This is a genomic window from Brevundimonas lutea (genome assembly GCF_003704105.1).
Classification (GTDB): domain Bacteria; phylum Pseudomonadota; class Alphaproteobacteria; order Caulobacterales; family Caulobacteraceae; genus Brevundimonas; species Brevundimonas lutea.
On the sequence record NZ_QUOQ01000009.1, the window covers coordinates 21,337 to 48,210 of the forward strand.

At 70.2% G+C, this 26,874-nt stretch carries 34 protein-coding genes; 18 read left to right on the forward strand and 16 right to left on the reverse strand.

Annotated features, from left to right (window positions below):
• Window positions 1-84: 84 nt before the first annotated feature.
• Window positions 85-2,703 (reverse strand): PAS domain-containing protein, encoded by a 2,619-nt coding sequence (locus EES48_RS14515; RefSeq protein ID WP_240623392.1) that lies wholly within the window; start codon window positions 2,701-2,703, stop codon window positions 85-87.
• Window positions 2,704-3,220: 517 nt separating this feature from the next.
• On the opposite strand from EES48_RS14515, the gene EES48_RS14520 reads away from it, so the two are divergent.
• From EES48_RS14520 to EES48_RS14530, 3 genes are all read left to right on the forward strand, one after another.
• Window positions 3,221-3,691, forward strand: a complete 471-nt coding sequence (locus EES48_RS14520; protein WP_162998190.1) for a TetR family transcriptional regulator — start codon at window positions 3,221-3,223, stop codon at window positions 3,689-3,691.
• On the forward strand, window positions 3,613-4,392 hold the full coding sequence (locus EES48_RS14525) for an EAL domain-containing protein (protein ID WP_122468962.1): 780 nt from the start codon (window positions 3,613-3,615) through the stop codon (window positions 4,390-4,392). The genes EES48_RS14520 and EES48_RS14525 overlap by 79 nt, the downstream gene beginning before the upstream one ends.
• Window positions 4,393-4,737: 345 nt before the next feature.
• Entirely contained in the window at window positions 4,738-4,917 is a 180-nt protein-coding gene (locus EES48_RS14530) for a hypothetical protein (RefSeq protein WP_122468965.1), read from the forward strand.
• Here EES48_RS14530 and ku read toward each other — a convergent pair.
• The 5 genes from ku to EES48_RS14555 form a co-directional block, all read right to left on the reverse strand.
• Complete coding sequence (gene ku, locus EES48_RS14535) at window positions 4,914-5,774, reverse strand: non-homologous end joining protein Ku (protein WP_122468968.1); 861 nt, start codon at window positions 5,772-5,774, stop codon at window positions 4,914-4,916. The genes EES48_RS14530 and ku overlap by 4 nt on opposite strands.
• 67 nt (window positions 5,775-5,841) lie before the next feature.
• Window positions 5,842-6,078, reverse strand: a complete 237-nt coding sequence (locus EES48_RS14540; RefSeq protein WP_122468971.1) for a DUF5961 family protein — start codon at window positions 6,076-6,078, stop codon at window positions 5,842-5,844.
• Between the two features lie 63 nt (window positions 6,079-6,141).
• A complete protein-coding gene (locus EES48_RS14545; protein ID WP_240623393.1) occupies window positions 6,142-6,627 on the reverse strand; it encodes a DNA-3-methyladenine glycosylase in 486 nt (161 codons plus the stop codon).
• A 92-nt stretch (window positions 6,628-6,719) separates the two neighbouring features.
• Window positions 6,720-6,938 carry a hypothetical protein gene (locus EES48_RS14550; protein WP_122468977.1) on the reverse strand — a complete coding sequence of 73 codons (219 nt, stop codon included), beginning with the start codon at window positions 6,936-6,938 and terminating at the stop codon, window positions 6,720-6,722.
• Window positions 6,938-7,522: a DUF4142 domain-containing protein gene (locus EES48_RS14555; protein WP_122469046.1), complete on the reverse strand. Its 585-nt coding sequence runs from the start codon at window positions 7,520-7,522 to the stop codon at window positions 6,938-6,940. The genes EES48_RS14550 and EES48_RS14555 overlap by 1 nt, the downstream gene beginning before the upstream one ends.
• A gap of 416 nt (window positions 7,523-7,938) precedes the next feature.
• Here EES48_RS14555 and EES48_RS14560 point away from each other — a divergent pair, with 416 nt between their 5' ends.
• On the forward strand, window positions 7,939-8,838 hold the full coding sequence (locus EES48_RS14560; protein ID WP_240623394.1) for a manganese catalase family protein: 900 nt from the start codon (window positions 7,939-7,941) through the stop codon (window positions 8,836-8,838).
• Window positions 8,839-9,153: 315 nt separating this feature from the next.
• Here EES48_RS14560 and EES48_RS14565 read toward each other — a convergent pair whose 3' ends face one another.
• Complete coding sequence (locus EES48_RS14565; protein ID WP_122468984.1) at window positions 9,154-9,585, reverse strand: hypothetical protein; 432 nt, start codon at window positions 9,583-9,585, stop codon at window positions 9,154-9,156.
• A gap of 67 nt (window positions 9,586-9,652) precedes the next feature.
• Between EES48_RS14565 and EES48_RS14570 the strand changes: the two genes are divergently transcribed.
• Complete coding sequence (locus EES48_RS14570) at window positions 9,653-9,910, forward strand: hypothetical protein (RefSeq protein ID WP_122468987.1); 258 nt, start codon at window positions 9,653-9,655, stop codon at window positions 9,908-9,910.
• Between the two features lie 91 nt (window positions 9,911-10,001).
• Here EES48_RS14570 and EES48_RS14575 read toward each other — a convergent pair whose 3' ends face one another.
• The 3 genes from EES48_RS14575 to EES48_RS14585 all read right to left on the reverse strand — a co-directional run bounded on the left by EES48_RS14575 (window position 10,002) and on the right by EES48_RS14585 (window position 12,571).
• Complete coding sequence (locus tag EES48_RS14575; RefSeq protein ID WP_162998191.1) at window positions 10,002-11,093, reverse strand: extracellular catalytic domain type 1 short-chain-length polyhydroxyalkanoate depolymerase; 1,092 nt, start codon at window positions 11,091-11,093, stop codon at window positions 10,002-10,004.
• Window positions 11,094-11,219: 126 nt separating this feature from the next.
• Complete coding sequence (locus EES48_RS14580; protein ID WP_122468993.1) at window positions 11,220-11,531, reverse strand: hypothetical protein; 312 nt, start codon at window positions 11,529-11,531, stop codon at window positions 11,220-11,222.
• Window positions 11,532-11,851: 320 nt separating this feature from the next.
• Complete coding sequence (locus EES48_RS14585) at window positions 11,852-12,571, reverse strand: Crp/Fnr family transcriptional regulator (protein ID WP_122468996.1); 720 nt, start codon at window positions 12,569-12,571, stop codon at window positions 11,852-11,854.
• Between the two features lie 294 nt (window positions 12,572-12,865).
• Here EES48_RS14585 and EES48_RS14590 point away from each other — a divergent pair, with 294 nt between their 5' ends.
• On the forward strand, window positions 12,866-14,200 hold the full coding sequence (locus EES48_RS14590; protein ID WP_122468999.1) for a glycosyltransferase: 1,335 nt from the start codon (window positions 12,866-12,868) through the stop codon (window positions 14,198-14,200).
• A gap of 5 nt (window positions 14,201-14,205) precedes the next feature.
• Window positions 14,206-14,433 carry a hypothetical protein gene (locus tag EES48_RS14595; protein WP_122469002.1) on the forward strand — a complete coding sequence of 76 codons (228 nt, stop codon included), beginning with the start codon at window positions 14,206-14,208 and terminating at the stop codon, window positions 14,431-14,433.
• 10 nt (window positions 14,434-14,443) lie between these two features.
• On the opposite strand, the gene EES48_RS14600 is transcribed toward EES48_RS14595, so the two are convergent.
• Entirely contained in the window at window positions 14,444-16,066 is a 1,623-nt protein-coding gene (locus tag EES48_RS14600; RefSeq protein WP_122469005.1) for a sensor histidine kinase, read from the reverse strand.
• 206 nt (window positions 16,067-16,272) lie between these two features.
• On the opposite strand from EES48_RS14600, the gene EES48_RS14605 reads away from it, so the two are divergent.
• A complete protein-coding gene (locus tag EES48_RS14605; RefSeq protein WP_122469009.1) occupies window positions 16,273-17,307 on the forward strand; it encodes a sensor histidine kinase in 1,035 nt (344 codons plus the stop codon).
• Window positions 17,308-17,400: 93 nt separating this feature from the next.
• On the opposite strand, the gene EES48_RS14965 is transcribed toward EES48_RS14605, so the two are convergent.
• Window positions 17,401-17,553 carry a hypothetical protein gene (locus tag EES48_RS14965; protein WP_162998192.1) on the reverse strand — a complete coding sequence of 51 codons (153 nt, stop codon included), beginning with the start codon at window positions 17,551-17,553 and terminating at the stop codon, window positions 17,401-17,403.
• 182 nt (window positions 17,554-17,735) lie between these two features.
• On the opposite strand from EES48_RS14965, the gene EES48_RS14610 reads away from it, so the two are divergent.
• From EES48_RS14610 to EES48_RS14620, 3 genes are read left to right on the forward strand one after another with little or no spacing between them, the layout of a single operon-like run.
• Window positions 17,736-18,236, forward strand: a complete 501-nt coding sequence (locus EES48_RS14610; protein WP_122469012.1) for a YciE/YciF ferroxidase family protein — start codon at window positions 17,736-17,738, stop codon at window positions 18,234-18,236.
• 13 nt (window positions 18,237-18,249) lie between these two features.
• Window positions 18,250-18,840 carry a cysteine hydrolase family protein gene (locus EES48_RS14615; protein ID WP_240623395.1) on the forward strand — a complete coding sequence of 197 codons (591 nt, stop codon included), beginning with the start codon at window positions 18,250-18,252 and terminating at the stop codon, window positions 18,838-18,840.
• A complete protein-coding gene (locus EES48_RS14620) occupies window positions 18,837-19,145 on the forward strand; it encodes a hypothetical protein (RefSeq protein WP_162998193.1) in 309 nt (102 codons plus the stop codon). The genes EES48_RS14615 and EES48_RS14620 overlap by 4 nt, the downstream gene beginning before the upstream one ends.
• 90 nt (window positions 19,146-19,235) lie before the next feature.
• On the opposite strand, the gene EES48_RS14625 is transcribed toward EES48_RS14620, so the two are convergent.
• Complete coding sequence (locus EES48_RS14625) at window positions 19,236-19,637, reverse strand: DUF892 family protein (protein WP_205679493.1); 402 nt, start codon at window positions 19,635-19,637, stop codon at window positions 19,236-19,238.
• A gap of 109 nt (window positions 19,638-19,746) precedes the next feature.
• On the opposite strand from EES48_RS14625, the gene EES48_RS14630 reads away from it, so the two are divergent.
• The gene (locus EES48_RS14630) at window positions 19,747-20,613 is read left to right on the forward strand and encodes an alpha/beta fold hydrolase (protein WP_162998194.1); all 867 of its coding nucleotides are present in this window, start codon (window positions 19,747-19,749) and stop codon (window positions 20,611-20,613) included.
• Window positions 20,614-20,634: 21 nt separating this feature from the next.
• Here EES48_RS14630 and EES48_RS14635 read toward each other — a convergent pair whose 3' ends face one another.
• Window positions 20,635-21,555: an alpha/beta fold hydrolase gene (locus tag EES48_RS14635; protein ID WP_162998195.1), complete on the reverse strand. Its 921-nt coding sequence runs from the start codon at window positions 21,553-21,555 to the stop codon at window positions 20,635-20,637.
• A gap of 360 nt (window positions 21,556-21,915) precedes the next feature.
• Between EES48_RS14635 and EES48_RS14640 the strand changes: the two genes are divergently transcribed.
• Window positions 21,916-24,015, forward strand: a complete 2,100-nt coding sequence (locus EES48_RS14640) for a glycoside hydrolase family 65 protein (protein WP_122469028.1) — start codon at window positions 21,916-21,918, stop codon at window positions 24,013-24,015.
• Between the two features lie 36 nt (window positions 24,016-24,051).
• Window positions 24,052-24,252 carry a hypothetical protein gene (locus EES48_RS14645; RefSeq protein ID WP_122469031.1) on the forward strand — a complete coding sequence of 67 codons (201 nt, stop codon included), beginning with the start codon at window positions 24,052-24,054 and terminating at the stop codon, window positions 24,250-24,252.
• 1 nt (window position 24,253) lies between these two features.
• Here EES48_RS14645 and EES48_RS14650 read toward each other — a convergent pair whose 3' ends face one another.
• Together EES48_RS14650 and EES48_RS14655 are read right to left on the reverse strand one after the other, a co-directional pair.
• A complete protein-coding gene (locus tag EES48_RS14650) occupies window positions 24,254-24,625 on the reverse strand; it encodes a hypothetical protein (protein WP_162998196.1) in 372 nt (123 codons plus the stop codon).
• Window positions 24,586-24,909 (reverse strand): methyltransferase, encoded by a 324-nt coding sequence (locus EES48_RS14655; protein ID WP_162998197.1) that lies wholly within the window; start codon window positions 24,907-24,909, stop codon window positions 24,586-24,588. The genes EES48_RS14650 and EES48_RS14655 overlap by 40 nt, the downstream gene beginning before the upstream one ends.
• A 143-nt stretch (window positions 24,910-25,052) precedes the next feature.
• Between EES48_RS14655 and EES48_RS14660 the strand changes: the two genes are divergently transcribed.
• The 4 genes from EES48_RS14660 to EES48_RS14670 form a co-directional block, all read left to right on the forward strand.
• On the forward strand, window positions 25,053-25,631 hold the full coding sequence (locus EES48_RS14660) for a glutamate ligase domain-containing protein (RefSeq protein WP_122469040.1): 579 nt from the start codon (window positions 25,053-25,055) through the stop codon (window positions 25,629-25,631).
• On the forward strand, window positions 25,624-26,253 hold the full coding sequence (locus EES48_RS14665; protein WP_205679494.1) for a cyanophycinase: 630 nt from the start codon (window positions 25,624-25,626) through the stop codon (window positions 26,251-26,253). Before EES48_RS14660 ends, EES48_RS14665 begins: the two co-directional genes overlap by 8 nt.
• Window positions 26,250-26,429: a hypothetical protein gene (locus tag EES48_RS15055; RefSeq protein WP_205679495.1), complete on the forward strand. Its 180-nt coding sequence runs from the start codon at window positions 26,250-26,252 to the stop codon at window positions 26,427-26,429. Before EES48_RS14665 ends, EES48_RS15055 begins: the two co-directional genes overlap by 4 nt.
• Before the next feature lie 138 nt (window positions 26,430-26,567).
• A partial coding sequence (locus EES48_RS14670) for a mechanosensitive ion channel family protein (protein WP_420807947.1) occupies window positions 26,568-26,874 on the forward strand: 307 nt, incomplete at its 3' end.

Consider the following 26,874-nt stretch of genomic DNA (forward strand, 5'->3'; position numbering starts at 1 on the left):
AAGACGGGACGACACGACTTTCGATCCGACGGCGAGGGGAGGCGGCCGACAGGGCGGCGGCGATACCGCGGAGGCGGGGCCTTGTCAGTCTTTCCGCAGGATGACGCTGACCCGGCGCCCCAGCTCATCCATGGCGAAGGGTTTGGTCAGGACCTGCATACCGGGATCGAGGTAGCCGTGGCTGAGGACGGCATTCTCCGCATAGCCCGTGATGAACAACACCTTCAGCCCGGGTCGCGCCAGCCGGGCGGCGTCGGCGACCTGCCGCCCGTTCATGCCGCCGGGCAGACCGACGTCGGTGATCAGCAGATCGATCCGTCGGTTGCTCTGCAGGACCGCCAGGCCGCTGCGGCCGTCGTCCGCCTCGATCGTCGTGTAGCCGAGCTCCGACAGAACCTCGGAGGTCAGCATGCGGACCGTGGGCTCGTCATCGACGATCAGCACCGTCTCGCCCTGGGTGGTGTGTGGGGCGTCGGCGAGGGCGGCGAGCTCATCCCCGTCCTCGGCGCCGCCGAGATGGCGGGGCAGATAGAGGCAGACCATGGTCCCCTCGCCGGGCTCCGAATAGATGCGGACCTGGCCGCCGGACTGTTTGACGAAGCCATAGATCATCGACAGGCCCAGACCGGTGCCATGGCCGATGGGTTTGGTGGTGAAGAAGGGCTCGAAGGCCCGGGCGATGATCTCGGGCGGCATGCCCCCGCCCGTGTCGGACACGCACAGGGACACATACTGGCCGGGCTCCAGCTCGCGCTCGGCGGCGGCTCGCGCGTCGAGCCACCGGTTGCCCGATTCGATCGTCACCGTGCCGCCGCCCGGCATGGCGTCGCGCGCATTGATGCAGAGGTTCAGAAGGGCGTTCTCGAGCTGGCCGGGATCGACCAGGGTCGGCCAGAGACCTGCAGCGTGTACCGACTCGACCGTGATGTCGGGCCCCATGGTCCGCTGGATCAGCTCCTCCATGCCGCTCGTGAGCTTGCGGATGTCGGTGGGCCTGGGATCGAGCGTCTGCCGCCGGGAGAACGCCAGCAGACGATGGGTCAGGGAGGCGGCGCGCCGCGCCGCGCCCTGGGCCGCGGTGATGAACCGGTCGGTGTCCGAAATCCGCCCCTCCGCCAGCCGCTTGCCGATCATGTCGAGGCTGCCGGTGATGCCGGTCAGCAGATTGTTGAAGTCGTGGGCGATGCCGCCCGTCAGCTGGCCGACCGCCTCCATTTTCTGGGATTGGCGGAGCGCGGACTCCGCCTCCATCAGCGCGGAGGTGCGCTCCTCGACCTGCCGTTCCAGGGAGGCCGCCAGGGTGGCCAGATGCCGCTCGGCGCGTCGGCGCTCGGTCGCGGACCGGGTCCGTTCCGCCACGTCGCGGATGAAGGCCATCTCGTCATCCGGCCAGGCCCGTGCGGTCTCGTGATTGAGATAGAGCAGCGCGACCAGCCCGCCCTCTTCGGTCAGGGGCATGTTGATCACCGCCCTGGCGCTGATCGATTCGAGCGCGCCGGCCGTGGCCGAGGTGCGCGGATCGGTGCGCGCATCGACGATCTGGACCGTCTCTCCGCGCTTGAGGTCCTCGATGTAGGTCCCGAAATCCCGGAAGCTGAGAACGCCGGCGAGCGTGTGGATGCCGGGCGCATTCCAGTCCCGGTCGATCGTTATGGTCTCGGCGTCGCGGTCGACCAGGCCGTAGCCCGCGCGGCTGACCTCAAGGGTCCGGCCGAGGATCTCGGCCACCGCGAACGAGATGTCCGCGGGGTCCTTCAGGTCACGCAGGGCGTCGCCGAGCTCGATCAGGGCGGTGCGCATGCGCTCGGCGCGAACCTGGCGGGTGATGTCGGTCGTGACGCCGGCGATACGCATCGGACGTCCGTCAGCGTCGGGAATGATGACGCCTTTGGCCGACATCCATCGGGTCTCGCCGGCCGGGGTGACGATCCGGTGGACAATCTGGTAGTCCGCGCCGTTCTCGATCGTGGCCCGGCTCTGCGCCCGCACCGCCTCGCGATCGTCGGGGTGGATCAGCGACTGACGGTCCTCGTAGGACAGGGGCCGGTCCCTGGGCCATCCCATCAGCAGACGATAGCTCTCGGACGCCGTCAGCGACCAGGTGGCGACGTCGACGCTCCACGCCCCCATCCCTCCGGCCTGCATCGCGAGCGCGAGCTCGCGATCGCGTTCCCGCTCGCGGGTCATGGTGGCGGTGAGCTGCGCCGTCAGGGCGTCGTTGTCGCTGGCGAGCGTGTTGAGCGTCTCGAGTTCTTCCGTGACATCGACCAGGCTCGCGAAATAATAGGCCAGGTCGCCGTGGGCGTCGGACACGGGCGCCATGACGAGCCGGTTCCAGAACGTCGTGCCATCCTTGCGATAGTTGCGGATGTCGACCTTGATCGGCTGCGCCCGATCGACGGCCTCGCGGATCTGTCCGACCGTTGCGGGGTCCGTCTCGGGGCCCTGGAGGAAGCGGCAGTTTCGGCCGAGGATCTCGGCGCGGTCATAGCCGGTCAGACCGCAGAAGGAGTCATTGGCGAAGACGATGGGATTGTCGGCCAGACGGGGATCCGTGATGATCATCGGCATCCGCGTGGCGCGGACGGCGGCGACGAACGGATCAGTGCCACGGTCCAACCCGACGACTTCGTCGGCGATCCGTTCGGCGTCGCGGGCTCGCAGGGACTGCTCGCCGGATGCGCTCTCCACGTCCTTGGCCAATCTCATCCCCCGAGGGTGATGCCCCAGACGCGTGCCGCGCCAAACGGAACAGAGACCCTAGAACACGGTGAGCGCGGTTCCGTTCTCAGTCGCGCCGAAAAGCGCGAGATCGTCATCGTGCAATATCGGCCGGCGGGTCATGCCGTGGCCGGGGCCGAGCCATACACTCCTTATGAACCGGGTGAATCAACCATTGATTCCATTGTTGAATGGCGCTCGGAACCGGGGAGATCATGCGCGGTTGGGCCTGGAGCGCGTCGGGAGGCCTGGGCCGCCTGGCCGGCCGCCGCCTGTCCGTCACTCGGCCGGGTCTCTCCATTCCTTGTGGCGAAGCTGGCGGTTGTTGAGCGCGGCCCGCGTGCGGGGGGGGGGGGGGGGGGGCGCCAGGCTCGACGCGTCCTCTGCGGCCTGCCGATACCCGGGCAGAAAAGAGAGACGACCGTGACGCCAAAGCGTGACTAGCCGGACCCGCGGAAAGCGCGTCACTCGGGACCGGCTGGGCGCGGCCGCCTCGCTCATGATCACCACCCAGGGGCACAGGGCGACGACCCTGCGAAAGATCGCCCGGGCCGCCGGCATGTCCACGGGGGCGGTGTTCGCCAACGGGCGGGACAAGGCGGCGATTTACGCCGATCTCTTCGGCGCAGCGCCGGTCGATCCCCCCGTGAGACGTCTTGCGCTCGCTCTGCTCGCCAAAGCCGCGGCGGGGGCGGCCGATCGACCCGGCCGCCGCGGTCGAGATCCTAGAGACGGACCGGAGGATACAAGAGGCGCGCGCCGACGTCCCCGATCCCCTCTAGCCGGCGAAAGCGGGTCGGCGGATCGACCGCGCGAGCCTCCGGGGCGCAACAAGGGTTTTTTACCTTTGTCTGGCTTGAATGGCGGCGTGTTTTCGGAGCGTCTCTCATCATGTCCTGTGTCGCCTGCCGGGAGGGGAATGGTTTCGACCTCCCGATCACCATGGCCTTCCAGCCCATCGTCGATGTGACGACGGGGTCAGTGTTCGCCCAGGAGGCCCTGGTGCGGGGCGCCGGCGGCGAGGGGGCCGGCGTGGTGATGGCGCAGGTGTCTTCGGAGAACCGCTACGCCTTCGACCAGCTGTGCCGCACCACCGCCATCGAGCTGGCGTCCGGGCTCGGCCTTGCCGAAGACGGCGAGTCCCTCTCGATCAACTTCCTGCCCAACGCCGTCTATGAGCCCAGGGCCTGTATCCGGGTGACCCTGGCGGCGGCGATGCGGACGGGGTTTCCGCTGGACCGGATCATCTTCGAGTTCACCGAGAACGAAGCGATCGACACCAACCATCTGCTCAACATCCTGCGGTCCTACCGGGCCATGGGGTTTCGCACCGCCATCGACGATTTCGGGGCCGGATTCGCCGGCCTGGGTCTCCTGACCAAGTTCCAGCCCGACATCGTCAAGCTGGACATGGACCTGATCCGCGGGATCGATCGGGACACCGTCAAACAGGTGGTCGTGCGCAACACCCTGGCAATGTTGCGCGATCTTGGGATCCGGCCGGTTTGCGAAGGGGTGGAGACGGCCGACGAATACGGCGTGCTGGTCGAGCTGGGCGTTGAGCTCATGCAGGGCTATCTGTTCGCGAGCCCCGCCCTGGCCCAGAGGCCGCGGGTGGCGTGGCCCGAGTCCGCGGTGAGCCTGGCGGCCGGCGGCGCAGGGGCCCTCTGACGGCGCCGGGAAACGGACCCTTCGTCCCGTTCAGGGGCGCGGCGAGAGTTCAAGGCCGTTGCCCGATCGGCACGCTCACCAGGCCGACGCGGCGCCGACCGGGCTGCGCCACGAAGGTCCCAGCGGCGCGTGCCGCTGTGTGGGGGCGAGGTGAGAGGCCCGACCGCCGACAGACGGGCCGGACCTCCCTGCCCAGGCTGGAAACGCGGAATGTCCGGGCCCCGGATGTCAAACACAGCACCCTCCCAGCGCCAAGGAAAAACGGAGTCTCGGAGACGGGGGGATCCGAGACTGGAACTATTTGTCCGTCGGGAGGATTCGTCGGAGCATAACAGGGAGACCGCCATGTCCGATCGAGAGCTCATCGAACCCACCCCCGGCGACAAGCGCTACACCCGACGCGATGACAAGGGCCAGTTCACCGAACAGGCGGACGTCGGTCGCGCGTCAGCCCAGGACCAGAAGCGCGAGGCCAAGGCGGAGGCGAAGCCCGGCCAGGGCGACCGGGGCGACCGCCGGTCCTAGCCGGCGCGCCGCCGGGCCGCGGCGCGGGGTTTGGCGGCGGCCGCCTTGCTTGACGCGGGGCGGCGCGCCGACGTTCGCGCGCCGGACTTGCCCTGTAGGCTGGCCCGGAGCGCGGCCATCAGATCGGTGACCTCGGCCGTCTCCGGCGCGGGGGCGGCGACGGTCGGCTGTCCACGCTGCTTGGAAGCGATCAGCGCCTTGAGCGCCTCCTCGTAGCGGTCCACGAAGTCGTCCGGCTGGAAGGGACCCGACTGTTGCTCGATGATGCGCCGGGCGATCTCGATCATCCCGGGATCGGGGGCCTGGTCGGAGATCGGGGCGAAGACCGCCTGGGCGTCCCGGACCTCGTCGCGGGTGCGCAGGGAATAGGCCAGTATCCCCTGATCCCGGGGCTCGAGGGCCAGGAGCCGCTCCCGGGTCGAGAGGACGACCCGGCCCAGGGCGATGCGGCCCTCGGCGCGCATGGCTTCGCGGATGACCCCGAAAGCCTCCTCGGCCAGCTTGCCGGAGGGGGCCAGGAAATAGGGGTTGTCCCAGTAGAGCCGGTCGATCTCCTCTTCCGGCACGAACCGCTCGATATCTATGGTCCGGGTGCTCTCGAGCCTGACCGAGCGGATCTCCTCGTCGCTCAGCAGGATGTATTCGTCCTTGGCGACCGCATAGCCCTTGACCAGCGACGAGCGATCCACCGGACCCGTGTCGGGGTCGGTGGTCACCATCTTGATGCGGTTGTTGGTCTCCGGATTGATCAGGTTGAAACGAACGTCGCCGCCCGAGCTGGTGGCGGCGTACAGGGAGACCGGACAGGTGACGAGCGACAGTCTGAGATGGCCCTGCCAGGTCGGTCGGAACGCCATGGGCTCGCCTCCGTCGACGCCGTTCGCGACGCCGGCGACTCAACTCGTCCGCCGCTGATTCGCTCCCTCAGTCGCAGGGCGCCGCCTGACCGTCATCCAGATCGATGACGAAACAGTGCTCCTGGCCGTCGTCGAGGCCGATCACGAAGACCCGGATGTCGTCCTCGTCGTCGACCGGAGGCGAGTATAGTTCGGCGTAGCCCACGGCGGCGGCCTCGAAGCTGGGCGCTTCGACGACGTGGCCGTGGGCCCGACCCACGCCCTGGGCGTAGGCGAGATAGCGATGCTGTTCGAGCGGGATCATGAGCGCCTCCGTCCAGCCATAACGCGCGAGCCGGAAAAGGGATTCATGGTCTCGCCGTCCGGCTCACGGGAAGGGCCGGCTGAGCCAGGGCGAGCCGCGCAGTCCGAAGCGCCACGGCGTCTCGGCGCCGCGACGAATGCCGATCCGAGTCCCGGTCACGACCGAGGCGGGCGTGGCGGGGGGCGACCAGGAGAACGGAGACGCGCAGGCGTCGGCGCCGTTAAAGACCCCGGTGACTCCGAGCGCCTGGCAGAGCCGGCCGGGCCCGCGGGCCAGATGACGATCCGGGACCGCCGGACGGCGCTCGCGCATCCGGTCCAGGCCCAGGGTCGGTTCCAGCGCGCGAATGAGCACCGCGCTGCCGGGGCGGGCGGCGTCGCACACGACGTTCAGGCACCAGTGGAGACCGTAGATCCGGTAGACATAGGCCCGGCCTGCCGGGCCGAACATGGGCAGGTTGCGCGCGCGCGGCCCCCCGAAACTGTGCGAGGCCGGGTCGTCGACGTCATAGGCTTCGGTCTCGACGATCACGCCGCCGACGCCGTCCACCGCCAGCGACCAGCCGATCAGCCCCTCGGCGGTTCGAGGGGCGGCGAGGCTGAACCCCGGGACGTCGCGAGGGGTCTCGGTTCCGGGGTGGCTCAGACCGGCTGGTCCGGGTGGGTCTGGGTCCCCGGCAGCCCCGTGTCGACCCGCTGGAGGTCGTCCTCGACCTCGACCACGTCACCGATGGACTCGTGGGGCTTGGCCAGGGCGACGGCGGCGTCCTGCGCCTGGACGCCGGTCTTGGCCGGGACCCGGACGACACGATCGCCGCCCAGGCCCCCGATCAGGGTCACGTCGAAGATGCGGACGGTCATCAGCCGTCGCCCATGCGCGATTTGAGGCCTTCGGCCATTTCCAGATGGGCCTCGATCTTCGGCAGGACCGTGCGGGCGTGCTCGGCGAGCTGCGGTGCGTCGGTATTGTCCGAGAATCCGCGGTGTAGCGTGACCGCCTCGTTGTGGGCCGCGATCTGCTGGTCGATATAGACGCGGTCGAACTCGTCCGCCGAGGCGGAGCGCAGATTATCGAGCATGCCCTGGCGGCGCTCGTCGAGCTCGCTCGGCAGGGTGACGTCCGGAGCGGCCTGGGGAACGAGCGACTTGAACCGCTCGCTGGCGGCCGTGTGGTCGGTCTTGATCATCTCGGCCAGGCGACGGACGTCCGCGTTCTGGCTCTTCTCCAGGGCGATATCGGCCGCGGCGATCTCATACATGTCGCCTTCCGCCGCGTTCGGCACATAGCCGCCGACGGTGTTGGCCCCCAAGGTGGCGGCGGAGGCCTGGCCGACGGGCGCGGCGGCCGCGTCCTGGGCGGCGTCCACGGGGTCCTGGCTGTTCTCGCCGCCGCAGGCGGCGAGGGCGAGCGCCGAGACGGCGAGGAGGGTGGCGGTCGTCTTCATGGGAAGCTCCTTGATCAGCTTCCGGGGCAACACGGGCACGCCGCCAAGGTTCCTGTGTCGGATATCGGTCAGCCGGGTGGGACGGCGGCCCAGATCGCCCCCCGTCTCTGTCCGGGTCGGGCGGTTGACGGCGCGCGCGACGGCCCGGTCCCCATGAGCTAGCCCAGTCATCTATCCGGGAGCCCGCGGAGCCCAAGCAGAGGACAGCGGCGCGCCGTATCCGCATCACTTCGGGCAAGTCGTCGGTGGCTCTGACGCTCCCCCGGATTGATCACCTCTGACAGCAGGGCGGACGGGTCTTGCTGTTATCCTCTCCCTTTCAGACTGCAAACGACACGCATCTAGCTTGGCTGCAGGAACAACTGATCCTGGTCTCGCTTGACGCCACTCACAGCAAGGAAAATACGCCAATGTTCATGCACAACAAAAGACTGATGTATACCGTCCGGGTCGCCGAGCCGAACCCGGTGCTGGCCAATATGATGCTCGAGCAGTTCGGGGGCGCGGACGGCGAACTCGCCGCCGCCATGCGCTATTTCACCCAGGCTCTCGCCGAGGACGACGCCGGCCGCAAGGACATGCTGCTGGACATCGCCACCGAGGAGTTGAGCCACCTCGAGGTGATCGGCTCCATCGTCGCCATGCTCAACAAGGGCGCCAAGGGCCGGCTCGCCGAGGGCGTCGAGCGGGAGGCGGACCTGCTGGTTCAGCTCAACGCGGGCGGCGACAGTCACATCACCAGCCTCCTCTACGGCGGAGGGCCGGCGGTCGTGAATTCCGCGGGCGTGCCGTGGAGCGGGGCCTATGTCGACAGCCGCGGGGAACCCACCGTGGACCTCCGGTCGAACATCGCCGCGGAGGCGCGCGCCAAGATCGTCTACGAGCGGCTGATCAACATCACCGATGACCCGGGCATCAAGGACGCGCTCACCTTCCTGATGACGCGGGAGGTGGCTCACCAGAAGTCGTTCGAGAAGGCGCTGTACGCCATCGAAAACAATTTCCCGCCCGGCAAGCTGCCCGGTCACCCGGATTTCGCGGACAAATACTACAACATGTCCCAGGGCGACGGTGACGCCCGCGGGTCATGGAATGAAGGTGAACAGTGGGAATTCGTCGAAGAGCGCGACCAGCAGGCCGCGGTCGATGGCGGAGACGGCCTCGCAACCGTGAAGATCGACAAGGACGACAAAAAGATCCTCGCCGCGGTCGCCGCCCGCACGGCCTCGGATCCGTCGATCAATCCGATCACCGGCGCCGACCTGGGCGCCGGCCCGGGGGCGGGCTCCACGACGCCGCTCGAGCCGGCGTCCTAGACGGACCCGCGCGTCGTCGCTCGGCCCCAGGGGGCGGGGCGGCGACGCCCGGCCGCCCGCCCGGCTGCGTTGGGCCGAAATCCTGATCGCCGTGCCGCGCGGAAGAAGCGCGGGGTAGCGCTCGGCGCGCCGCCAAGCCCAATTTCTGGGAGGGCGCGGCGCCGCCGCTCAGTGGGGCGGCCGGCCCGCGCATTGTCGACGTCGCCGCGCGAGCCGTGGGGCTCCAGCCTTCCCTTGCGGCCCCCGGTAGCCGGTGGGTCCCCCCGAGCTGCCCCCCCGGCTGATCCACGCGACCGTGACCTGGACAGGCTGGCGTCAGAGCGAAGCGATCGCGGCGGCGATCACCGCCACCGCGATGACGGCGGCCCCGGCGTACCAGTAGCTCGGCGGGAGGATCGGTCCCCTGCCGCCGTCGGCGCCCGGGGACGGCAGCGGAGCGCTCGGGCCGGGGCTGGGATCGCTGGGAATCGACGCCGCACCACCCGCCTCGGAATCAACGCCCGGTCCGGCCATGCCGGGGTCGACCACGGGAGACGCGCCGTTGGGCCGCCGCCGCCAGTGAGCGTCCTTGTCTTGAAGCGCATTGGTCATGACGGTCGAAAGTGTCCGCGCTTCCGGAAGTTCCGCGGGCGCCCCCCGTTTCCGCGCGACGGCGCCGCGCCGCGGGGTCCAGCGACGGTGGCGGACGTTCGCGTCGTCTTCCGGACTCAAGGCGCCCAGGGTGCGATCGCGGCGTTGGGTCGCCATGACATCACCCTCGAATTTCCCCCCGCCCCGCACAGGTCGCGCGCGCTCCCGCGGCCGCCCCACGGCCGTGTTCATCCTGATCGCGATCGTCGGCGCCTTCGTCATCTGGGCCCTGGTCGCCCAAAACCTCTGGAACTCCGGGGACCCGCCCGGAGACGACGCGTTCATGCCGCCCAGTCCGCCGGCCGCGGATCCCGTGGAGCCGCCTGCGACGCCCCAGGCCGATCCAACCGGGGACGCGTCGCGCGGGCAGTCCGCGGTTCTCGGCGACGGGTCCGCCGTCAACGGGTCGACCCAGGCGCCGGGCAAGGGTGAACGCCCGTGACCTGACAGGGCCGCGCGCGCGACGCCGTTGAGCCGGTCGGCGAGGGCTTTCGATAAGGCGTCGTCGCGAGCTCCACGCGGGGCCGAGCTGCTCAGCGAAGCAGGCCGGCCGCCCTTAGAGCGTCATTGATGGTCGCGCCCACGGTGCTCGGGTCAGCCCCCCTCCACGACAGGGGGGTGAGAGGCTCGGGCGCCGGATCACCGGCCGGCTCGGCGGCGTGGTTGAGCACGTCCCGCTCGACGAGCCCCCATCCCAGCGCGATCTCGAAGGTCGAGGAGAGCCCCGTTTCCGGCGTGTGTCGTGAGGCTTGACCGCATCCGTTGGGGCCGTGCGCCCTGACCGGCGCCCCGTGTCCGAGACCGGGGACGCGATGCAATTCGACCGCGGGGTCGCCCTTGGAGGACCGCCAGACGACAAAGTCGCGCCCGTCGGGAGTGCGGGCGGTCAGCGCCGGGCCGGCCGCCTGGTGTACGTCGCGCCACTGGGCGGCGGCCGCCTCTCCGGCGGAGGGCCTCACCACCCGGTCGACCTGGCCGTGCCAGACGGTGACGGTGGGCCATGGCCCCGGATGATCGGTGGCGCCGCGGACGAGGTCGCCGAGCCTCTCCGCGGAGAGCGGAGAGGCCGTCGTCATCGCCTCGAGGGCTTCGCCGACTGAACCCGCAACGCCGTAGGGAAGCCCCGCGACGATGGCGCCGCCCGCGAACATCTCGGGATGGGTGGCCAGCATCACCGAGGTCATCGCGCCTCCCGCGGAAAGCCCCGTGACGAACACCCGGGCCCTGTCCAGGTCGAAGGTTCGGATCGCGTGGGACACCATCTGGGCGATGGAGGCCGCTTCCCCGCCCTGACGCTGACTGTCCCCGGGCTCGAACCAGTTGAAACAGAGGTTGGGATTGTTCGACCGGGCCTGTTCGGGCGCCACCACGACGAAGCCGAAACGATCCGCGAGATCGAGCCATCCCGCCGGGCCGGCGTAATCCTCCGCCGACTGGGTGCACCCATGCAGGACGACCACGAGCGGCGCGCGCGGCCCCCGGGTCCTGGGAGCCCGCACCTTCATCCGCAACTGGCCCGGATTGGAGCCGAAGCGGGCGATCTCCTCCAGGCTCCCGGCGCGCGGCGCGAGCCCGCCATGGGCCTGCGGCCCGGATCGGGAAGCGATGCGGCCTAGTCGGGTCATGGACGTCCTCCAGGACCCTCCTGGCCCGCCTTCCATATGGATGCTGCGCCGCAGCAATGCATGGTGCGCCGCAATAATAATTGTCGGGCGCGACAGCGGCCGCAGGCGGGTCAGCGATCCCGACGGTTAGGCGAGGGCGCCCTGCGATCCCGACCGCAGGGCCGACTCCACCTCGCCGAACAGGGTCATGGCCTCGTCCTCGTCAAGCTGGTCGAGATCCGCGTCGACGAGGAGGGCGTTGAGTTTACGGACCACCAGGCCACACTCGGCGCCCCCCCGCTCCGGGAAGGTCACGGCCCGGACCCATTGGGCGATCGCCGAGATCGACTGCAGGGCCTCCTGGTCGGTCATCCGGCTGTCGCTCAGGGCCGCGACCGCCGCGATCTCCCTGATCTCCCTGAGAGCGCGACGGCAGGTTGTGAGCGGCGGCGACGTCATGGCCGCTCAACCGGCGGCGCCGGAAAGGGTTCAACGCCTTCGGCCCCGAGCCGACGACCGCGAGGCGCGGGCCGTCTCGTCGAAGGATTGATCGCCCATCGCCACGAGGATGCGGGGGCGCGGATTTAACCTGGGTGATTGAGGAGACGGAGGACCCTGGTCATGTGGCCCCGTCAATCGGGAGCAGACGCATGAGGGCGATCGTTCGGTGGACCCGGGCCGCGTGGAGCCGGGTGGCTCGCCTGCTGACGGGGCCGGAGCCCAGGATGCGCGGAGCCAGACGTTCGGGTCGCTGACACCCACCCCTTAATGTCGGTTGATCACCTGCGCCGCGGCTTCAGATACAGATAGGCGGGATCGAACTGGGCGGTTTCGCTCAGTCGCGCGAAGTTGTGGACCGCGACCCACCCGTCCCGGAATTCGACCAGGCCCTCGCTGCGCAGCTGTTGAAGCGTCCGGTTCACATGCACGGGGGTCATGCCCAGACACTCCGCGAGCTGGGCCTGGGTGATGTCCAGCGGGTAGCGGCTGTCCAGAACCAGACCGACAAGGTCGAGGCGGACGTAAAGTTCGCAGAACAGATGCGCCAGGCTCTCCAGGGCGCTGCGTCGCCCCAGGGACAGCACCCATTCGCGGTGGATGGCGGCGTCGAGATTGGTCCCGAACCAGTAGATTCTGGTCAGGTGGGGGTGGCGCTCAGTGATCTCGAGCAGCCTGGGGTGGGGGATGATGGCGACATCGCACGCGGTGAGGGCGATGACCTCATGATCGAGCTGTTTGAGCGTGAAGCTGTGGAGATCCATATAGTCTCCGGGCGTCTGGAGCTCGGTGATCTGGCGCCGTCCATCAGCCAGGTCCTTGGCGCGACAGGCCAGGCCCGAGACAAGGATGTTGGAGACGCCGAGCGGCGTGTGGGACGGCGCGATCGTCTCGTCGGGGCGGTACCGCCGGATTTCCGACACGGAGGCGCGGACCACCGCCTCCTCCTCGTCGCTGATGTCGTGGCGCGCCCGCAGTTTCTGAAGATGCCGCTCGATCATTGGGAAGGTCCAGCTCGACGTCGATGACTTGAAGAAAACGGCGCGGTGCGCAGACGGCGCTGACGCCTCGGGACGATCGACATCCGCCTGCCGTTTGGATCTGCCGCCGTCACGGTGTCAGCGCGCGGGACCGTATGCCTTGAGCGGCGGGGCGTCGAGCCCCGTCGGGCGCTCACGGGGAACAGCCCGCGCCTGCGGCGGTTGTCGGCCGATGATCGAGCGCAACGGCTCTCTTCCGGCGATAAGACCTAGCGGGTGCGGGCGTGGTTTCGCATCCGGGAGCGGTTCCGCCGGATGAGGATCTTGTTCACCACCTTCGAGGGGGGCGGCCATGTCCCGCCCGCCCTGGTGATGGCTGAGGCCCTGCGACGGCGGGGCCACGATGTCCTGGTGATTTCCGACGAGGCCAATCGGATCGACGCCGAGGCGATGGGACTGCGCTTCGGGACCTGGGTCCGGGCGCCCAACCGCAAGGCCAAGGGCGCCGCCGACGATCCGCTCCAGGACTGGCGCCGTCGCTGGCCGCCGGGGATCGTCAAATCCGTGGTCCGCTCGGTCCTGTGCGGCCCCGCGGCCGCCTATGCCGCGGATACGCGCGACCGGATCGAGGCCTTCCGACCCGATCTGATCATCACCAATGAGTTGCTCCTCGGGGTCATGATGGCGGCCGAGAGCGCGGCCGTGCCGATCGCCGCCCTGACCGCCAATGTCTGGTGTTTCCCGACCCGATCCGATGTCCCGCCGTTCGGCCCGGGCTGGGCCCCGGCCCGCTCGCCGCACGAGACGAGACGCGAAGCGGTGGCCCGGCGCTGGATCGCGGCCTGGTACGACGCCGGTCTCGGCGACCTCAATGCGGCCCGAGCGTCGCTCGGGCTCCCGCCTCTGGCGAGGACCCTCGACCAGCTGGCGACGCTTGAGCGGGTGGTGCTGGGGACGAGTGCGGCGTTCGATTTCGGCGCCTCGCCCGCGCCGCCCCCCTTTGTCCACGCCGGCCGGCTGCTGCCCGAACCGGACCTCCGCCTCGCGCCCCATGTCCGCGACTGGATCGACAGGGGAGGGCCCCAGGTGTTGGTCTCCTTCAGCACCACCTACCAGGGCCAGGCCCCGGTCCTGTCGCGGTGCATCCGGGCGCTCGAGAGGCTCGGGGTCCGCGCTCTGGTGACCACGGGCCCCGCGGTCGATGTCACGAGTCTGCCGCGCGCGCCGAATGTGCTGGCGGTGAGCCACGCGTCCCACGACGCCCTGATGGGCAGGATGGACCTGATGATCTCCCACGGCGGCCATGGCACCGTCATTCGCGCCCTGGCGGCGGGGACCCCGGTCCTCTGCCTGCCCATGGGGCGCGATCATCCCGACAACGCCCGGCGGATCGTCGAGCGCGGCGCCGGACTGACCCTGTCCCGCGGCGCCTCCAGCGCAGCCATCGCCCGCGCGGCGTCGCGCCTTCTGGGCGAGGAGCGCTACGCCGCCGGAGCGCGCCGTCTGGCCCGGGCCCTGGCGGTCGATCCCTCGTCGCGCGACCGCGCGCTCAACGCCCTCGAGACGCTGGCCGGCCGGGTCGCGGCGGAATGGCCGCACCCGGACCGGGGGCGAGAGGGTCTGGGTCCCAGCCTGGACGCCGCGGCCTGACCCCCGTGGCGCGGTATCAGGTGTCCCATGAGCAGGCGGAGGGCTTCGTGGAGCGGAGCGCCGCGACGGGGAGCGAGGCTGTGACCCTGGCGCGGGCCTGGGAGGCGCAAGGCCGGCCGGGCGTCGCAATCGAAGATCGCGAGACGGGGGAGATCTGGTCGCCGGAGGCCTTTCTGGCCTGGCGTGACGAGCGCTGCGACGCGCCAGGGGCCGAAGACCCCTTCACCGGGTAAGGGCGAGCCCTCAGTGGGTCCTCCACCGGCTGCGTTCGGGTAGGCGGAACCGTCCGATCGCCACCAGGCCGTCCGGCTCATAGATGCGTTCGATCTCTCCGTTGAGTTCGTGACGCGCCAGCCGCTCCATGAGGCGAGATCCGAACCCCTCGCGCGTGGGCGGCGTCACCCTGGGCCCCCCAGTTTCCCGCCACTGGAAGGAAAGGCCCGCGTCCTGCGTGAGGGACCACCGGACATCCACGCGACCTTCCGGCCGCGAGAGCGCGCCGTATTTGAGGCTGTTGGTGGTGAGCTCGTGGATGCACATGCACAGGGCGAGGGCGGCCTCCGGCGGCAGCAGGATGGAAGGGCCGCTCGAGGTCATCCGCTCGTCCGGCTGTTCCCCGCAGCGGGCCACCACGTCCCGGATGTCGATTTCGCTCCAGGTCGTCTGGGTGAGCAGGTCGTGGGCCCCTCCCAGGGCGGCGAGCCTGCGTTCGAACTTCACCCGCGCCTCGGCGTCGCTTCCCCGGAAGGTCTGCGCCGCCAGGGCCTGGACGGTGGCCAGGGTGTTCTTGACCCGGTGGTTGAGCTCGTGGATCAGCAGGGTCTGGCGCTCCTGACGACGCTCCAGTTCGTGGGACGCCTTGCTGACGCCCTCCTGGACCCGGTCGAAGTTGAGGATGCGACCGGGACGAAGCGCCACGGTTTCGCCGCGGCCGAGAGCGCGGACGTCGCGCTCCAGCGCGTCCAGCTCGCCGGAGATCGCCCCGGACTGTCGGGTCGCGACCACGAGGCTGATGCCGACGAAAAGGACGAGCAGCACGGTGACCCCGCCGACACTGGTCCAGATCGGGGCCTCGAAACGTTCGCGCGGAACGACCACCATGGCGGTCCACCCCGAATGCCTTGAGGTCGCATAGGCGACCACGGTGCGCTCGCCATCGAGCGACCGGCTGGGCACGACCCCCTCCCGGGCGGCGTCGAGCGCTGCGCGCATGTGCGGCGTCGCGAGGGCGCCGAGATGGGTGGCGTGGTCACGGGACCGGGCGATCACCCGCTGCTCCCCGTCGACGATGGTCACCATCGAGGACTCGGGCAGGACCTCGCGTGTGAACAGACCCACGAAGCGCGCCGGGTCGAGGACCACGGACGCCACCAGCGCCTGGTCGCCGGGCGTGGGCGTGTCGATCGCCACGACCCTCCGGCCCGACGGGGCGTCGGTGAACAGGTCGGACACCGGCAGGCGCTGGTCGCCTCGCGCGGCCTGCAGGACCGGGCGAGGACGGCTCCGGACCGTTCCGTCGTCGTCTCCCGAGGTCGTGAGAAGCCGGGCCCCCGAGGCGTCGGTGATGGACACCCAGCTGTGCCGGCCCAGCCCCAGCTCCCCGGCGCGCTCCGCCACGCGCGGCCAGTCCCGGTCCGCGACGGCGTCGGAACTGGCCAGGGCCTCCGCCGTGACCCGGGCCCGCGCCAGGTCCATGTCGACCGCGCTCGAGACGGCGCGCGCCGTCGCCAGCAGGGCCCGTTCCTGAGAGCGGTGGGCCTCGACCATGCTGAGGACCACGAGGCACCCCATGGCGACCACGGCCGGCGCGGCGACGCCGAGGATCATCAGGGTCAGTCGTTCCCGCAAAGACCGGGCCTTGCGCATGGATTCCCTCTTGCCGAACAGACCTGTGACCCCGGCTGAGCGGGGCCCCGCCGGGCCGTCCCCCTCAGGTCATAGCGCAACCGGCGGGGGAGCGAAGTCCCCCCGTTCCCCGAGGTCGATTTTGCGGCGAAGTGCGCCCGACGCGACGCACCGCATCCTAGCGGCGGCCGGACCGTTGAGACTTCGCACAATCCGCCGAGACCGCCATGGATGATATCGCCCTCGCCAAACTGATCGTTGAGAATGTCAGGAGCTACGGCATCATCGCCTTTCGCCGGGACGGCGTGATCACGGCCTGGGCCGCGGGCGCCGAGGCGATCACCGGCTTTAGCCGCGACGAGGCGCTGGGAATGTCGGTGACGGCGCTGTTCACCGAGGCGGACCGGGCCGCGGGCATGTCCGAGGCAGAGATCGAGACGGCCCTGCAGGTCGGTCGCGCCGAGGACAGTCGGTGGCACCTGAGACGGGACGGGAGCCTGTTCTGGGGAAACGGCGTCACGATCGACCTGGGGCGGGACGGGCTGCTGGCCAAGATCTTCCGTGACGAGACGCCGGCCAAGAAGGCCGAGGAGCAGCGTGTCCTGCTGCTCAACGAACTGAACCATCGCGTGAAGAACACCCTCGCCACCGTCCAGTCGGTCGCCGACCAGGTGCTTCGCGGCGCGGGGGTCGCCCGGGAGATCCGGCAGAGCCTGACCGAACGACTGATCGCCCTGTCTCGGGCGCACAATGTGCTGGTCCAGGAAAACTGGGCCGGGGCGGACCTGCGGTCCCTCGTCTGCGAGGTCCTGGGCGCCTATGAACGACAGCCCTCGCCACTCACGCTCATGGGGCCCACGGTCCGGCTTCATCCCTCCCAAGCCGTCAGCGTGTCCTTGGTGTGTCACGAACTGGCGACCAATGCCGCCAAACACGGGGCGCTCAGCCGCCAGGAGGGCCGCGTCGAGGTGGAATGGAACCTGGCCCACGATGGCGAGGGGAGGCGGTTTCTGACCCTCCTGTGGCGCGAGCGGGGCGGCCCCGCCGTCAGCCCTCCCGATCGAGAGGGATTCGGGACCAAGCTCATCCGGCGCGCCTTCGCCGACCAGAAGGGCGGAAGCGCCCGGCTCGTGTTCGAGCCGGACGGACTGCAGTGCATCGTGGTCCTGCCCCTCCGGGATGAGACGTCCGGCGAATTCGGCGGCGACGGGGTTGGAGGTCCCGCTGCGCCGGCGCCTTGCGACGGGGCGGCCTCCGCCTAGGCCCCGCCCCTTCTTCGGGCTCTCACGCGTCTCCTAGCCCCTAGGCCGGGAGGGGAGCCGGGCGGCGGCGCCACCCGAGCTTCGGGGCCCGGGTCAAAGACCCTTGGAAGGATCGTCTCCGGGCGTATCGGGGTCCACCTCGTCGTCCCGCTTGCGTGACTGGCGCTGGCCCCAGGCCAGGGCGAGCCCCAGCAGGATCGCCCCGCCCAACACTACGAACAGCCACATCGGGGCCCCGTCGGTCATCGCATCTCTCCCTCTTCCTCTGGTGAAAGCGACTTGGTTTCCCTAGGTGAAGGCGACCCGGGTTTCGAAGGTTCCGCAGCCCCCCCCCCCCCCCGGACGCGGCGGAGGGCCCGCGCCCGTCCGGAACGTTTGGGCCCCCTGGCAGGTTGAGATTGCCCAAGCCAACCCCACGGAGACCCGCCATGGCGACCAAGACCCTGGACAATCTCTTCTATGACACCCTGCGAGACATCTATTACGCCGAGCGCAAGATCCTGAAGTCCCTGCCCAAGATGGCGCGCGCCGCCCAGGCCCCGGAACTGAAGGCCGCCTTCGAGAAGCACGAGGCCCAGACCGAAGGCCAGATCGAGCGCCTCCAGCAGGTCTTCGAGATCATCGGCAAGGCCGCGCGCGGCAAGACCTGCGACGCCATCGAGGGCATCCTGGCCGAGGGCGAGGAGATCATGGAGGAATACGAAGGCAATCCCGCCCTGGACGCCGGTCTGCTGGCGGCCGCCCAGGCGGTAGAACACTATGAGATCACCCGCTACGGGACCCTGAAGCGGTGGGCGACGGTGCTGGGACTGAAGGATGCCGCCCGGCTTCTGGAGCAGACCCTCGAGGAGGAATCCCAGACCGACGAGGACCTCACCACCATCGCCGACGCCGCGGTCAACGCCGAAGCCCTGAAACCGGCCGCCTGAGATGCAGGCGGGGTTGCGTGACGCCATCCCGCAAGGCGCGGTTCATCTCTGCGTCGACATGCAGCGCCTGTTCGCCGAGGACACGCCCTGGCGAACGCCGTGGATGCAGCGGGTGGCGCCGGTGGTCGCGATGATGTGCGACCACCGGCCCGCGCAGACCGTCTTCACCCGCTTCGTGCCTCCGTCCGGACCGGACGAGGCGCGGAGGGCCTGGCGGCCCTACTGGGAGCGATGGAGCGCCATGACCCTGCGAGAGCTGGGCGCCGACTATGTCGAGCTCATGCCGGAACTGGCGCGCTTCACGCCGCCGGCCCTGGTGTTCGACAAGCGCGTCTATTCTCCATGGTGGAACGGGCGCCTCCACCAGGGCCTCCAGGCGCGCTCGGTCGACACGCTCATCGTGACGGGGGGGGAGACGGACGTCTGCGTTCTGGCGACCGTGCTGGGCGCCGTCGACCTGGGCTATCGCGTCATCGTCGCCGCCGACGCCCTGTGCAGTTCCGCGGACGCCGACCACGACGCCGCGCTGCAGCTCTATTCCGAGCGGTTCGGCGTGCAGATCGAGACGGCGCCGACCGCGGAGATCATCTCGGGCTGGGAATGACGATGGGCGCCTTCCAACTTCGCTACCAGGGGCGCGAGGCCCCGGACCCCGAGACCCTGACGGCGGTCGACGTGATGGAGGCCCTGGCCCTGGCGAGGCTCAAGGTCCTGGCGGCCGGCGACGTCCCGGCCTGCCTTTGGGTCGATGGCGCCGTCGTCCACGTGTTCCGTCCCGGGGACGACGAAGCCGCGGCCCCCAATGTGGAGCAGTTGATGGCGGCGGCGGGCGTCTATGTGTTCACCTCGCCGCCGAGCCTCCCGAGCCGCGGAGCGTCTAACGGCTGGGGTTCTCCCCGGCCGCTTTGAGATCGACGTACTTGTTGGTGAGGTCGGCCAGGTAGGCGTCGACCCAGGCCGCCATGGCCTCGTCCTCCCCGAGGGTCTCGCACAGAAGCGTCAGGGCGTCGTCGAACGAGCCGCGCTTGGCCAGGACGACAGGGATTTGTAGGCCGCGACCTCGAAGTTCTTGAAGGCGAAACTGGCGAAGGCGTTCTTGAGGACCTCGTCCTCCGCGAAGGCGTGTCCCACCGCCGCCCTGTTTCCCGACACGGTCATGGCCGCATCCTTGAGGCCCGGGGCGCTATCGCCGCAACCCGCCAGCCGCGTCTCGAGGCGGGCGATCTGGCCTTCGGTCTCCCGAGGATGGTCGGCGAGGCCGGCCTCGACCTCCGGATAGTTCCTGGACCGGTCGATCTGGCGGCCCAGAAGGGCCATGGCCTGGTGCTCGACCGCGTGGGCGTTCTTCAGGCCGGTGATGAAGACCTCTCGCAGGACGTCATCGGGATTCGACTTGGGCATGAGTGTCTCCAGGGTCCGTATTCCCGCCAACCGGCGGGACGCGCGGAGCTTCCGCGCTGCCGGGCGGGGAACGGACCTGCCGCCGGCGCGCTCTTGTGCGATGCAACATATGAAGCGGAACACCGTCGTCGCCGGAGGCGTCGACCTGGCCTGGGTCGAGCAGGGCCGAGGCCCGCCGGTCGTCTACCTCCACGGGGCGCTCACCACCCTGGAGGAGGGCTGGCTCGGTCCGCTGCCCGATCTGGCGACGGAGCACCGGGTGATCGCCTTCGATCGGCCGGGCCACGGTCTGAGCGGGACGGCCCCCGGCCTGGGCGCGGTCTGGCGCCAGGCCGCCGTGATCCGCGGCGCGGTCAGGGCCCTGGACGTGGTCGATCCCGTGCTGGTCGGCCACTCCTTCGGGGGCGCGGTGGCGCTCGCCTACGCCCTGCAGTTTCCCGACGAAATCCGGGGCGTGGTCGGCCTGGCGCCCATCGCGCTTCCCGAGGCCCGGCTCGAGACCGCGCTTTTCGGCGTGCGGTCATGGCCGGGCTCCGGTCCGTGGATCAACGCCATGGCCGCGCCCGTCGACGCCGCCCTGCTGCCGATCCTGTGGCGCGCCATGTTCCTCCCCCAATCCATGCCGGACCGGTTCGCCTCGGATTTTCCCCGCGATCTGGCGGGTGGCCGGTCCCAACTCCGCGCCGATGGCGAGGAGGCCCTGGCCATGCCGATGGAGCTTTCGAGGAGCGCCCTCGCCTATGGCGGCGCCCGGGCGCCGCTCATCATCCTGCAGGGCGAGCGCGACGCCGTGGTGAGTCCCTGGCGGCAGGGGCGGATGTTGGCCGCCCTGTGGCCCCGCGCCGAATTCCGTGGGCTCGCGGGGCTGGGTCACATGGCTCATCACTTCCGCCCCGATGCCGTCATCCAGGCCGTCGAGGACCTGGCCTCCGGGTCACTCGCGCGGCGGGCGGAGCGTGCGCCGGCCTTCGCCTGAGCCCCCGCCCAAGCCGAAGCCTCAGGCGGGCAGGGATCGGGCGAACTCCAGAATGAGACTGTTGTAGGCCTCCCGGCGTTCGAGGAAGCCCATGTGATTGGCGTTCTCCACCAGGGTCAGCCGGCCCTGGGGGGCGGTTCGGGCGATGTGGGCGCCCGCCTCGGCCCGGGTCACGAGGTCGACCTCTCCGGCCAGCACCAGCAGGGGCTTGGCCTCCACCCGGGTACCCGCCCCCGCCTCCCAGCGGAACATGGCGAGATTGCCGCCGGCGAGAACGCCGGGGGGATTGCGGGTGGCCAGGAGGGTCACGTGTTGCAGCTGGCTGTGGGTCACGCAGCGCCCGAAGCCCAGCCTCTGGGCCAGATGGGCCGAGCCGCTGAGATAGCTCTGCCACGCCGCCAGACGGGCCAGGGGCTCCAGCCAGATCGCCAGCCGCATCAGCGGTTCCAGGACCGGCCAGCGCAGGGCCTGGGCGAGACCCGGCGCCACCATGGTCTTCAGGGGATTGGTGTGGGTGGTGTTGACCAGCACCACGCCTCTCACGCGCGCCTGAAAGGTGTCCGGATGGTCGCGGGCCAGAGTCTGGATGATCATGCCGCCGATGCTGTGTCCGACCAGGATGACCGGGGCGGGACCGGCCTGATCCAGGATGAGCCGGAGGTTGTCCGCCATCCGGCTCAGGCTGACGGGCCCGCGCAGCCGCGAGCGGCCAAGCCCCGGCAGATCCCAGCTTACGACCCGGAGGTGGGGGGAGAGGTCGCGCTTGGCGTAGTCCCAGATTGTGCTGTCCATGCCCCATCCGTGGGTCAGGACCAGCGCCGGCGCGTCACCGGGGCCCGTGCTCTCCACATAGAGGTCGTCCCCGTCGGCGCCGGCCATCATCTCCCCCTCGCCCCGCCTCGCGGAGGTCCGGTCGACGTCGGCGCGAGCCAGGAGGGCCACCAGGGGGAATCGACCCAGCGGACCAGGCCAGCAGGGCCAGGGACGTCCACAGCTTCCAGTCTTCCCGAATCTTCACCCAGGCGCCCAGGGGATCCTGGACCAGTTCGCCCCGCCACCAATCCCAGAGCAGATAGGCCCCCGCGGCAAGGACGAGCAGGGAGAGGAGCCCGAAGGCCAGGCGGGCGAAGGCGATCAGGGGCATGCTGTGGGTCCAGGGGCCGGAGGCGACCGGACCCGACAACCGCGGGCCCCGGCGGGCGTTCCCTCAGGGCGGAATGCCGGCGTGTCCGCGAGACGCCGGAGGAACCAAGTCTTCCCGCCGGGCTTGAGCCCGGAGCCGAACGTCCCACCGGAAACCCCATGGCCGCCGCCGTCCCGATAAGTCCGAAACCGGTCTCAGGCGCTCGCGACGGCGAGCTCCCGGCCTTCGTCAGCAATGGGCTGATCGGTCTGCGTATCCGCGAACAACCCCTGGCGGCCGGCGTCGCCATCGTCAGCGGCGTGGCCGGACTCCATCCCGAACGCCGCGTCGAGGCCGCGGCGCCGGCGCCCTATCCGCTTGCGGCCGACCTGGCGATCGACGGGGTCTGGCTGAGCGACCAGCCCTGGTCCGTGACGGAGCTGGAGCAGTCCTACGATTTCGCCTCGGGGGAACTCACCAGCCGGTTCGTGTTCGCCGCCCCCGGCGCGAGTGTGCGGGTCGAGGTCCTGACCTTCGCAAGCCGGTCGGCCGCGACTCTGGTGCTGCAGGAGATCCGGGTGATCCCCGACAGACCGTGCGACCTCGTGGTGAGGGCGATCACCGAGACGGCCGGGCTGCGCGGCCGTGTCCTGGAGCGTCGGTGCGACACCCCGGGCGAGCCGGAGCCCGTCGTGGACGGCTATCTGCTGTGGGAGACCGAGGGCGGCCTCAGCCGGTGCGGCGTGGCCCTGCACACCGAAGCCTTCGAGGGGGATGTCCCGAGACGCGCCGTCCGGCCCTGGGACGAGAGCGGTCCGCTGGTGACCGAATACAGGGGGCGGGCGACGCCGGGCGCCCCCCTGGGGGTGCGTCAGATGGCGGCCCTGGTTCCGTCCGTGGTCCATGCCCGACCGCAGGAAGAAGCGGTGCGGCGTCTGGCGCGCGGCCGCCAGACCGGCTTCGAGACCCTGCGCGCGCGCAATCGCGCGGCCTGGGACGAGCTCTGGAAGGCCAGGGTCGTGGTGCGCGGCGCCGGCGCCGAGGTCCAGGCCCTCGTCGATGCGGCCTTCTTCTATCTCAACAGCTCGACCCACCCGGCGTCTCCCGCCGCCACCTCCATCTTCGGCCTGGCCGCCTGGCCGGACTATCACTACTATTTCGGTCACGTGATGTGGGACGTCGACGCCTTCTGCGCGCCGCCCCTGAGCCTGTTCCAGCCCGGCGCCGCCCGCTCCCTTCTGGATTTCCGCAGTCGCGGGCTGGACGCCGCCCGCGCCAACGCCCGACTGTCGAAGCGCGCGGGTCTGCAGTTTCCCTGGGAGGCCGCGCCCCTTTCGGGCCAGGAGGCCTCGCCCGGCGAGGGGTCGGGGGCGGCGCACGAGGACCACGGATCCCTGCACGTGGCCCGCGCCTTCGCCCTTCATGCCGACATCACAGGCGACCAGGCCTTTCTGCGCGAGCAGGCCTGGCCGGTGCTTCGCGGCGTGGCGGACTGGATCGTCAGCCGGTGCGTCCTGACCGCCCGAGGCTATGAGATGCCGCGCGCCATGGGCCCGGCCGAGGTTCCCGAGCCGCCCGACAACGACGCCTCCACCCTGATGGCGGCGGGCCAGATCCTGCGCCGGGCGGCCCGGGCGGCTGAGCAGCTGGGCGAGCCCGTCCCCTCGACCTGGCTGGAGACGGCCGGCTCTCTCTACCTCCCGGTCCGGGCGGACGGCGCGATCGCCGCCCATGACGACTTCCGCATCGACGAACCCAAGGGCGCCACGCCCTCGCCCCTGGCGGGCTATTTTCCCTATGATCACTCAGGACCGGCGACGCAGCGGCAGCGGACCCTCGACCTCTATCTCGCGCGGTGGAGGGACTATGTCGGGACGCCCATGTTCCCCGCCCTCTACGGCGTCTGGGCCGCCATGGCGGGCGACCGGGACCTCGCCCTGACCCTCTTCGAGGAAGGCTATTCGGCCTACGACAGTGGCCGCTTTCACCAGTGCCTGGAATATCGTCGGGATCACCCCGACAGCGAGACGCCGGCGGGACCCTTCTTCGCCAATCTCGGCGGACTGCTGCTCGGGCTCGTGCTGGGCTACACCGGCCTGGTCATCGATGACGGGGACCCCCGCGCCTGGGCGCGGCGCCCCGTGGTCCTGCCGCGGGGATGGTCGGCCATCGAGGTCGACCGGCTGTGGGTCCGCGGCCGCGCGGCTCGGCTGGTCGCCCGCCAGGGCGCCGACCGGGCCGAGCTCAGCTTCGACGATCCGCCCTCCGGAACGGGCTGACGGCGCCCGCGGTTGACGGCGCGAGGAGACCTCTCGATGTCGACATCGCCCGTTTCGAACGCCGGCCCCTCCGGCGACACGCCCTCGACCGTCTCCGGCGAGCTCGAGGAGATCCAGCATACTCTTGACCGGGTGCGCGACGGCGGCCTCGGCGAGGAGGTGGGTTTCGAGGCGATTGCGCGCATCGTGAGACGCCGGCGCGTGGCCGCCGAAACCTACCAGAAGCCCTGGGGCTGACTTAGGTCCGGGTGAGGATCGCCCCGACGGCGGCGATCCGCTCCACCTCGCGATAGGCGGGCTGGCCGAGGCTCTCGGGGAAGACGTCCGGATCGATTTCCTCAAAGTCAATCCGGCAGCCCGTCCGGGCGGCCAGGTCCTCCAGGGCCGCCTTGACGGCATCGCGACCCTGGACGATGGCGCTTCCCGTATAGAGCAGAAACCGGCCGCCCGGGTTGAGCCGCGGGATCGCGTCCCGGGCCCAGTCCAGGGCCAGGCCTTCTCCCCGCTCGCCGCCGCCGTCGCGGTAGAGGCGGGTCTGGGCCCCGGCGATATAGGGGGGATTGGCGGCGATCACATCGAAGGTGGGGGTTGGGGCGGTAGTCCGCTGCATTCGACCAGCCGGATATCGACGGCGTTGTGGCGCGCATTGACCCGCGCCAGGTCCAGGGCCCTGGCGTTTACATCGCTTCCCCAGACCTCGGCCCCGGGGAAGCGATCGGCCATGACCATCGCCCCCACCCCGGCGCCCACGCCGATGTCCAGCAGGCGACCGACGCCGCCGCGGCGGGCGAGCGCATCGCGCAGGAACCGGGCGTAGCGGTAGGTGTCGGGGCCGAGAAAGACGTCGTCGGCCGCTCTGCTGGGGGCCGAATGCAGATAAAGGCGTCCCGCCACCCGCGCGGCCCGGACCGTCAGCCTGTGGCCTCCGCCGTCCGGCTCGAGGACCCCCGCCCGGGTCAGGAGCGTCTTGAGGCATCCTCGCCACCCTCGGGGGCCAGGCCCTGTTCAATGTCCAGAACGCCCTGGCGGCGGCCGCCATGGCCGTCGCCGCCGGTCTGACGCCGGAAACGGCGGCCGGGGCGTTGCGGACCTTCGCCTCGACCTATGAGCAGAATCCCGGACGCCTCAATGTGTACGACGGCCACGGGTTTCGCGTGGTCATGGATTACGCCCACAACCCCGACGGCCTTCGCGCCCTGGGAGGTCTGATCCGGGCGATCAAGCCGGAGGGAGGCCGCAGCATCGCCATGCTCAGCGTGCCGGGCGACCGGCGCGACGACGAGATCCTGGCCATGGGCGAGATCGGCGCGGTCTTCTTCGACGACCTGGTCTTCAGGGAGACACCCGACAATCGCGGCCGCTCGCCCGGCGAGGTCATCCGCCTCATGACCGAGGGCGCGCTGGCCGCGAACGCCGAACCCGGACGAATCCGCGGGGTGCGCCGGGAGGAAGACGCGGTCCAAGCCTCCCTGGACCTCGCCCGGCCCGGGGACCTGGTGGTGCTGACGCCCACCCGGGTGGACGCCGTGTGGCGCCAGGTGCTGGACTATCGACCGCCGCGCCAGGTCGCCCCTGAGCCCCGCTTCGAACCTATTGTGGACCCTCCTCATGGATGACGCCGGCGGCCCCCTGATCGTCATCGGGGGACATGAAGACAAGGAGGGCGACCGCGTCATCCTCAGGGAGGTGGCGCGCCATTTGGAGGGACGGCGCCTGGTCATCGCGACCGTCGCCTCCCATGAACCGGACGGCTATTTCGACAGCTACCGCAAGGCTTTTTCGGCGGTCGGGGTGACCGATCTGGTGGAGCTCTATGTCCATGAGCGGTCCGAAAGCCTCGGCGGCGATGTCCCGGCCACCCTCGGCGGCGCCGGCGGGGTGTTTTTCAGCGGCGGCGACCAACTGCGCATCTCGAGCCAGATCGGCGACACGCCCATCGATCGCAAGATCCGCGAGCTTCACCAGGCGGGGGCGGTCATCGCCGGCACCTCCGCGGGCGCCTCGGTGATGAGCGAGACCATGCTCGTCAAGGGCGCCAGCTCGGAATCGCGCAGGATCGGCGATCTCCACATGGCGCCGGGCCTGGGGCTGGTCCGGGACGTGATCATCGACCAGCATTTGCCGAACGCGGCCGTTATGGCCGACTGTTGGGCGCGGTGGCCCACAACCCCCGCCTCCTGGGCCTGGGCGTCGATGAGGACACGGCGGCGGTCGTCACCGGTCGACGGCTGCGGGTGATCGGAAGCGGCGCCGTCTATGTCGTGGATGGTGAGGAGGCGAGCCATTCCAACATCGCCGAGGCGGGGGCCGACCGCGCCCTGTCCATGTTCGACGTCCGGGTGCATGTGCTGTCCAGCGGAGACAGTTTTGACCTGGAGAAGAGACGGCCCCGGCCGGGCGGTCACGACGGCTAGACCGGCCAGGGCTTCGCCGCCTTCTATCCGGCCCCGGACACACTGCCCGGCGAGGGAACCGAAGGCCGCCCGGCTTGATTGAGGACGCCTGGGGTAACGCGCGGAAAGGCCGCGCGTCCCGACGCATGAGGGGCACGCGTGTACAACAACACCGGCTACGAATTCATCGGCTGGGAGGCGCTGCTGCAGGTCTGGCTGCCGCGCGCCCTCGGGGCCATCGTCATTCTTATCGCCGCTTGGTTCATCGGCAAGGCGATCAAATGGGCCATCGCCAAGGGGGTCGACCGCATTCCCGGCGCCGCCAAGGCCAACCTGTCGGACAATCCGAAACATTCCGTCGGCGCCAGCCTGGGCGATGTGGCCTTCTGGCTTATCGTGCTGTTCGGCGTGGTCGCGGCGCTCGGCGTCCTGAACCTCGGTGGCGTGGTCACCCCGCTCAACACCC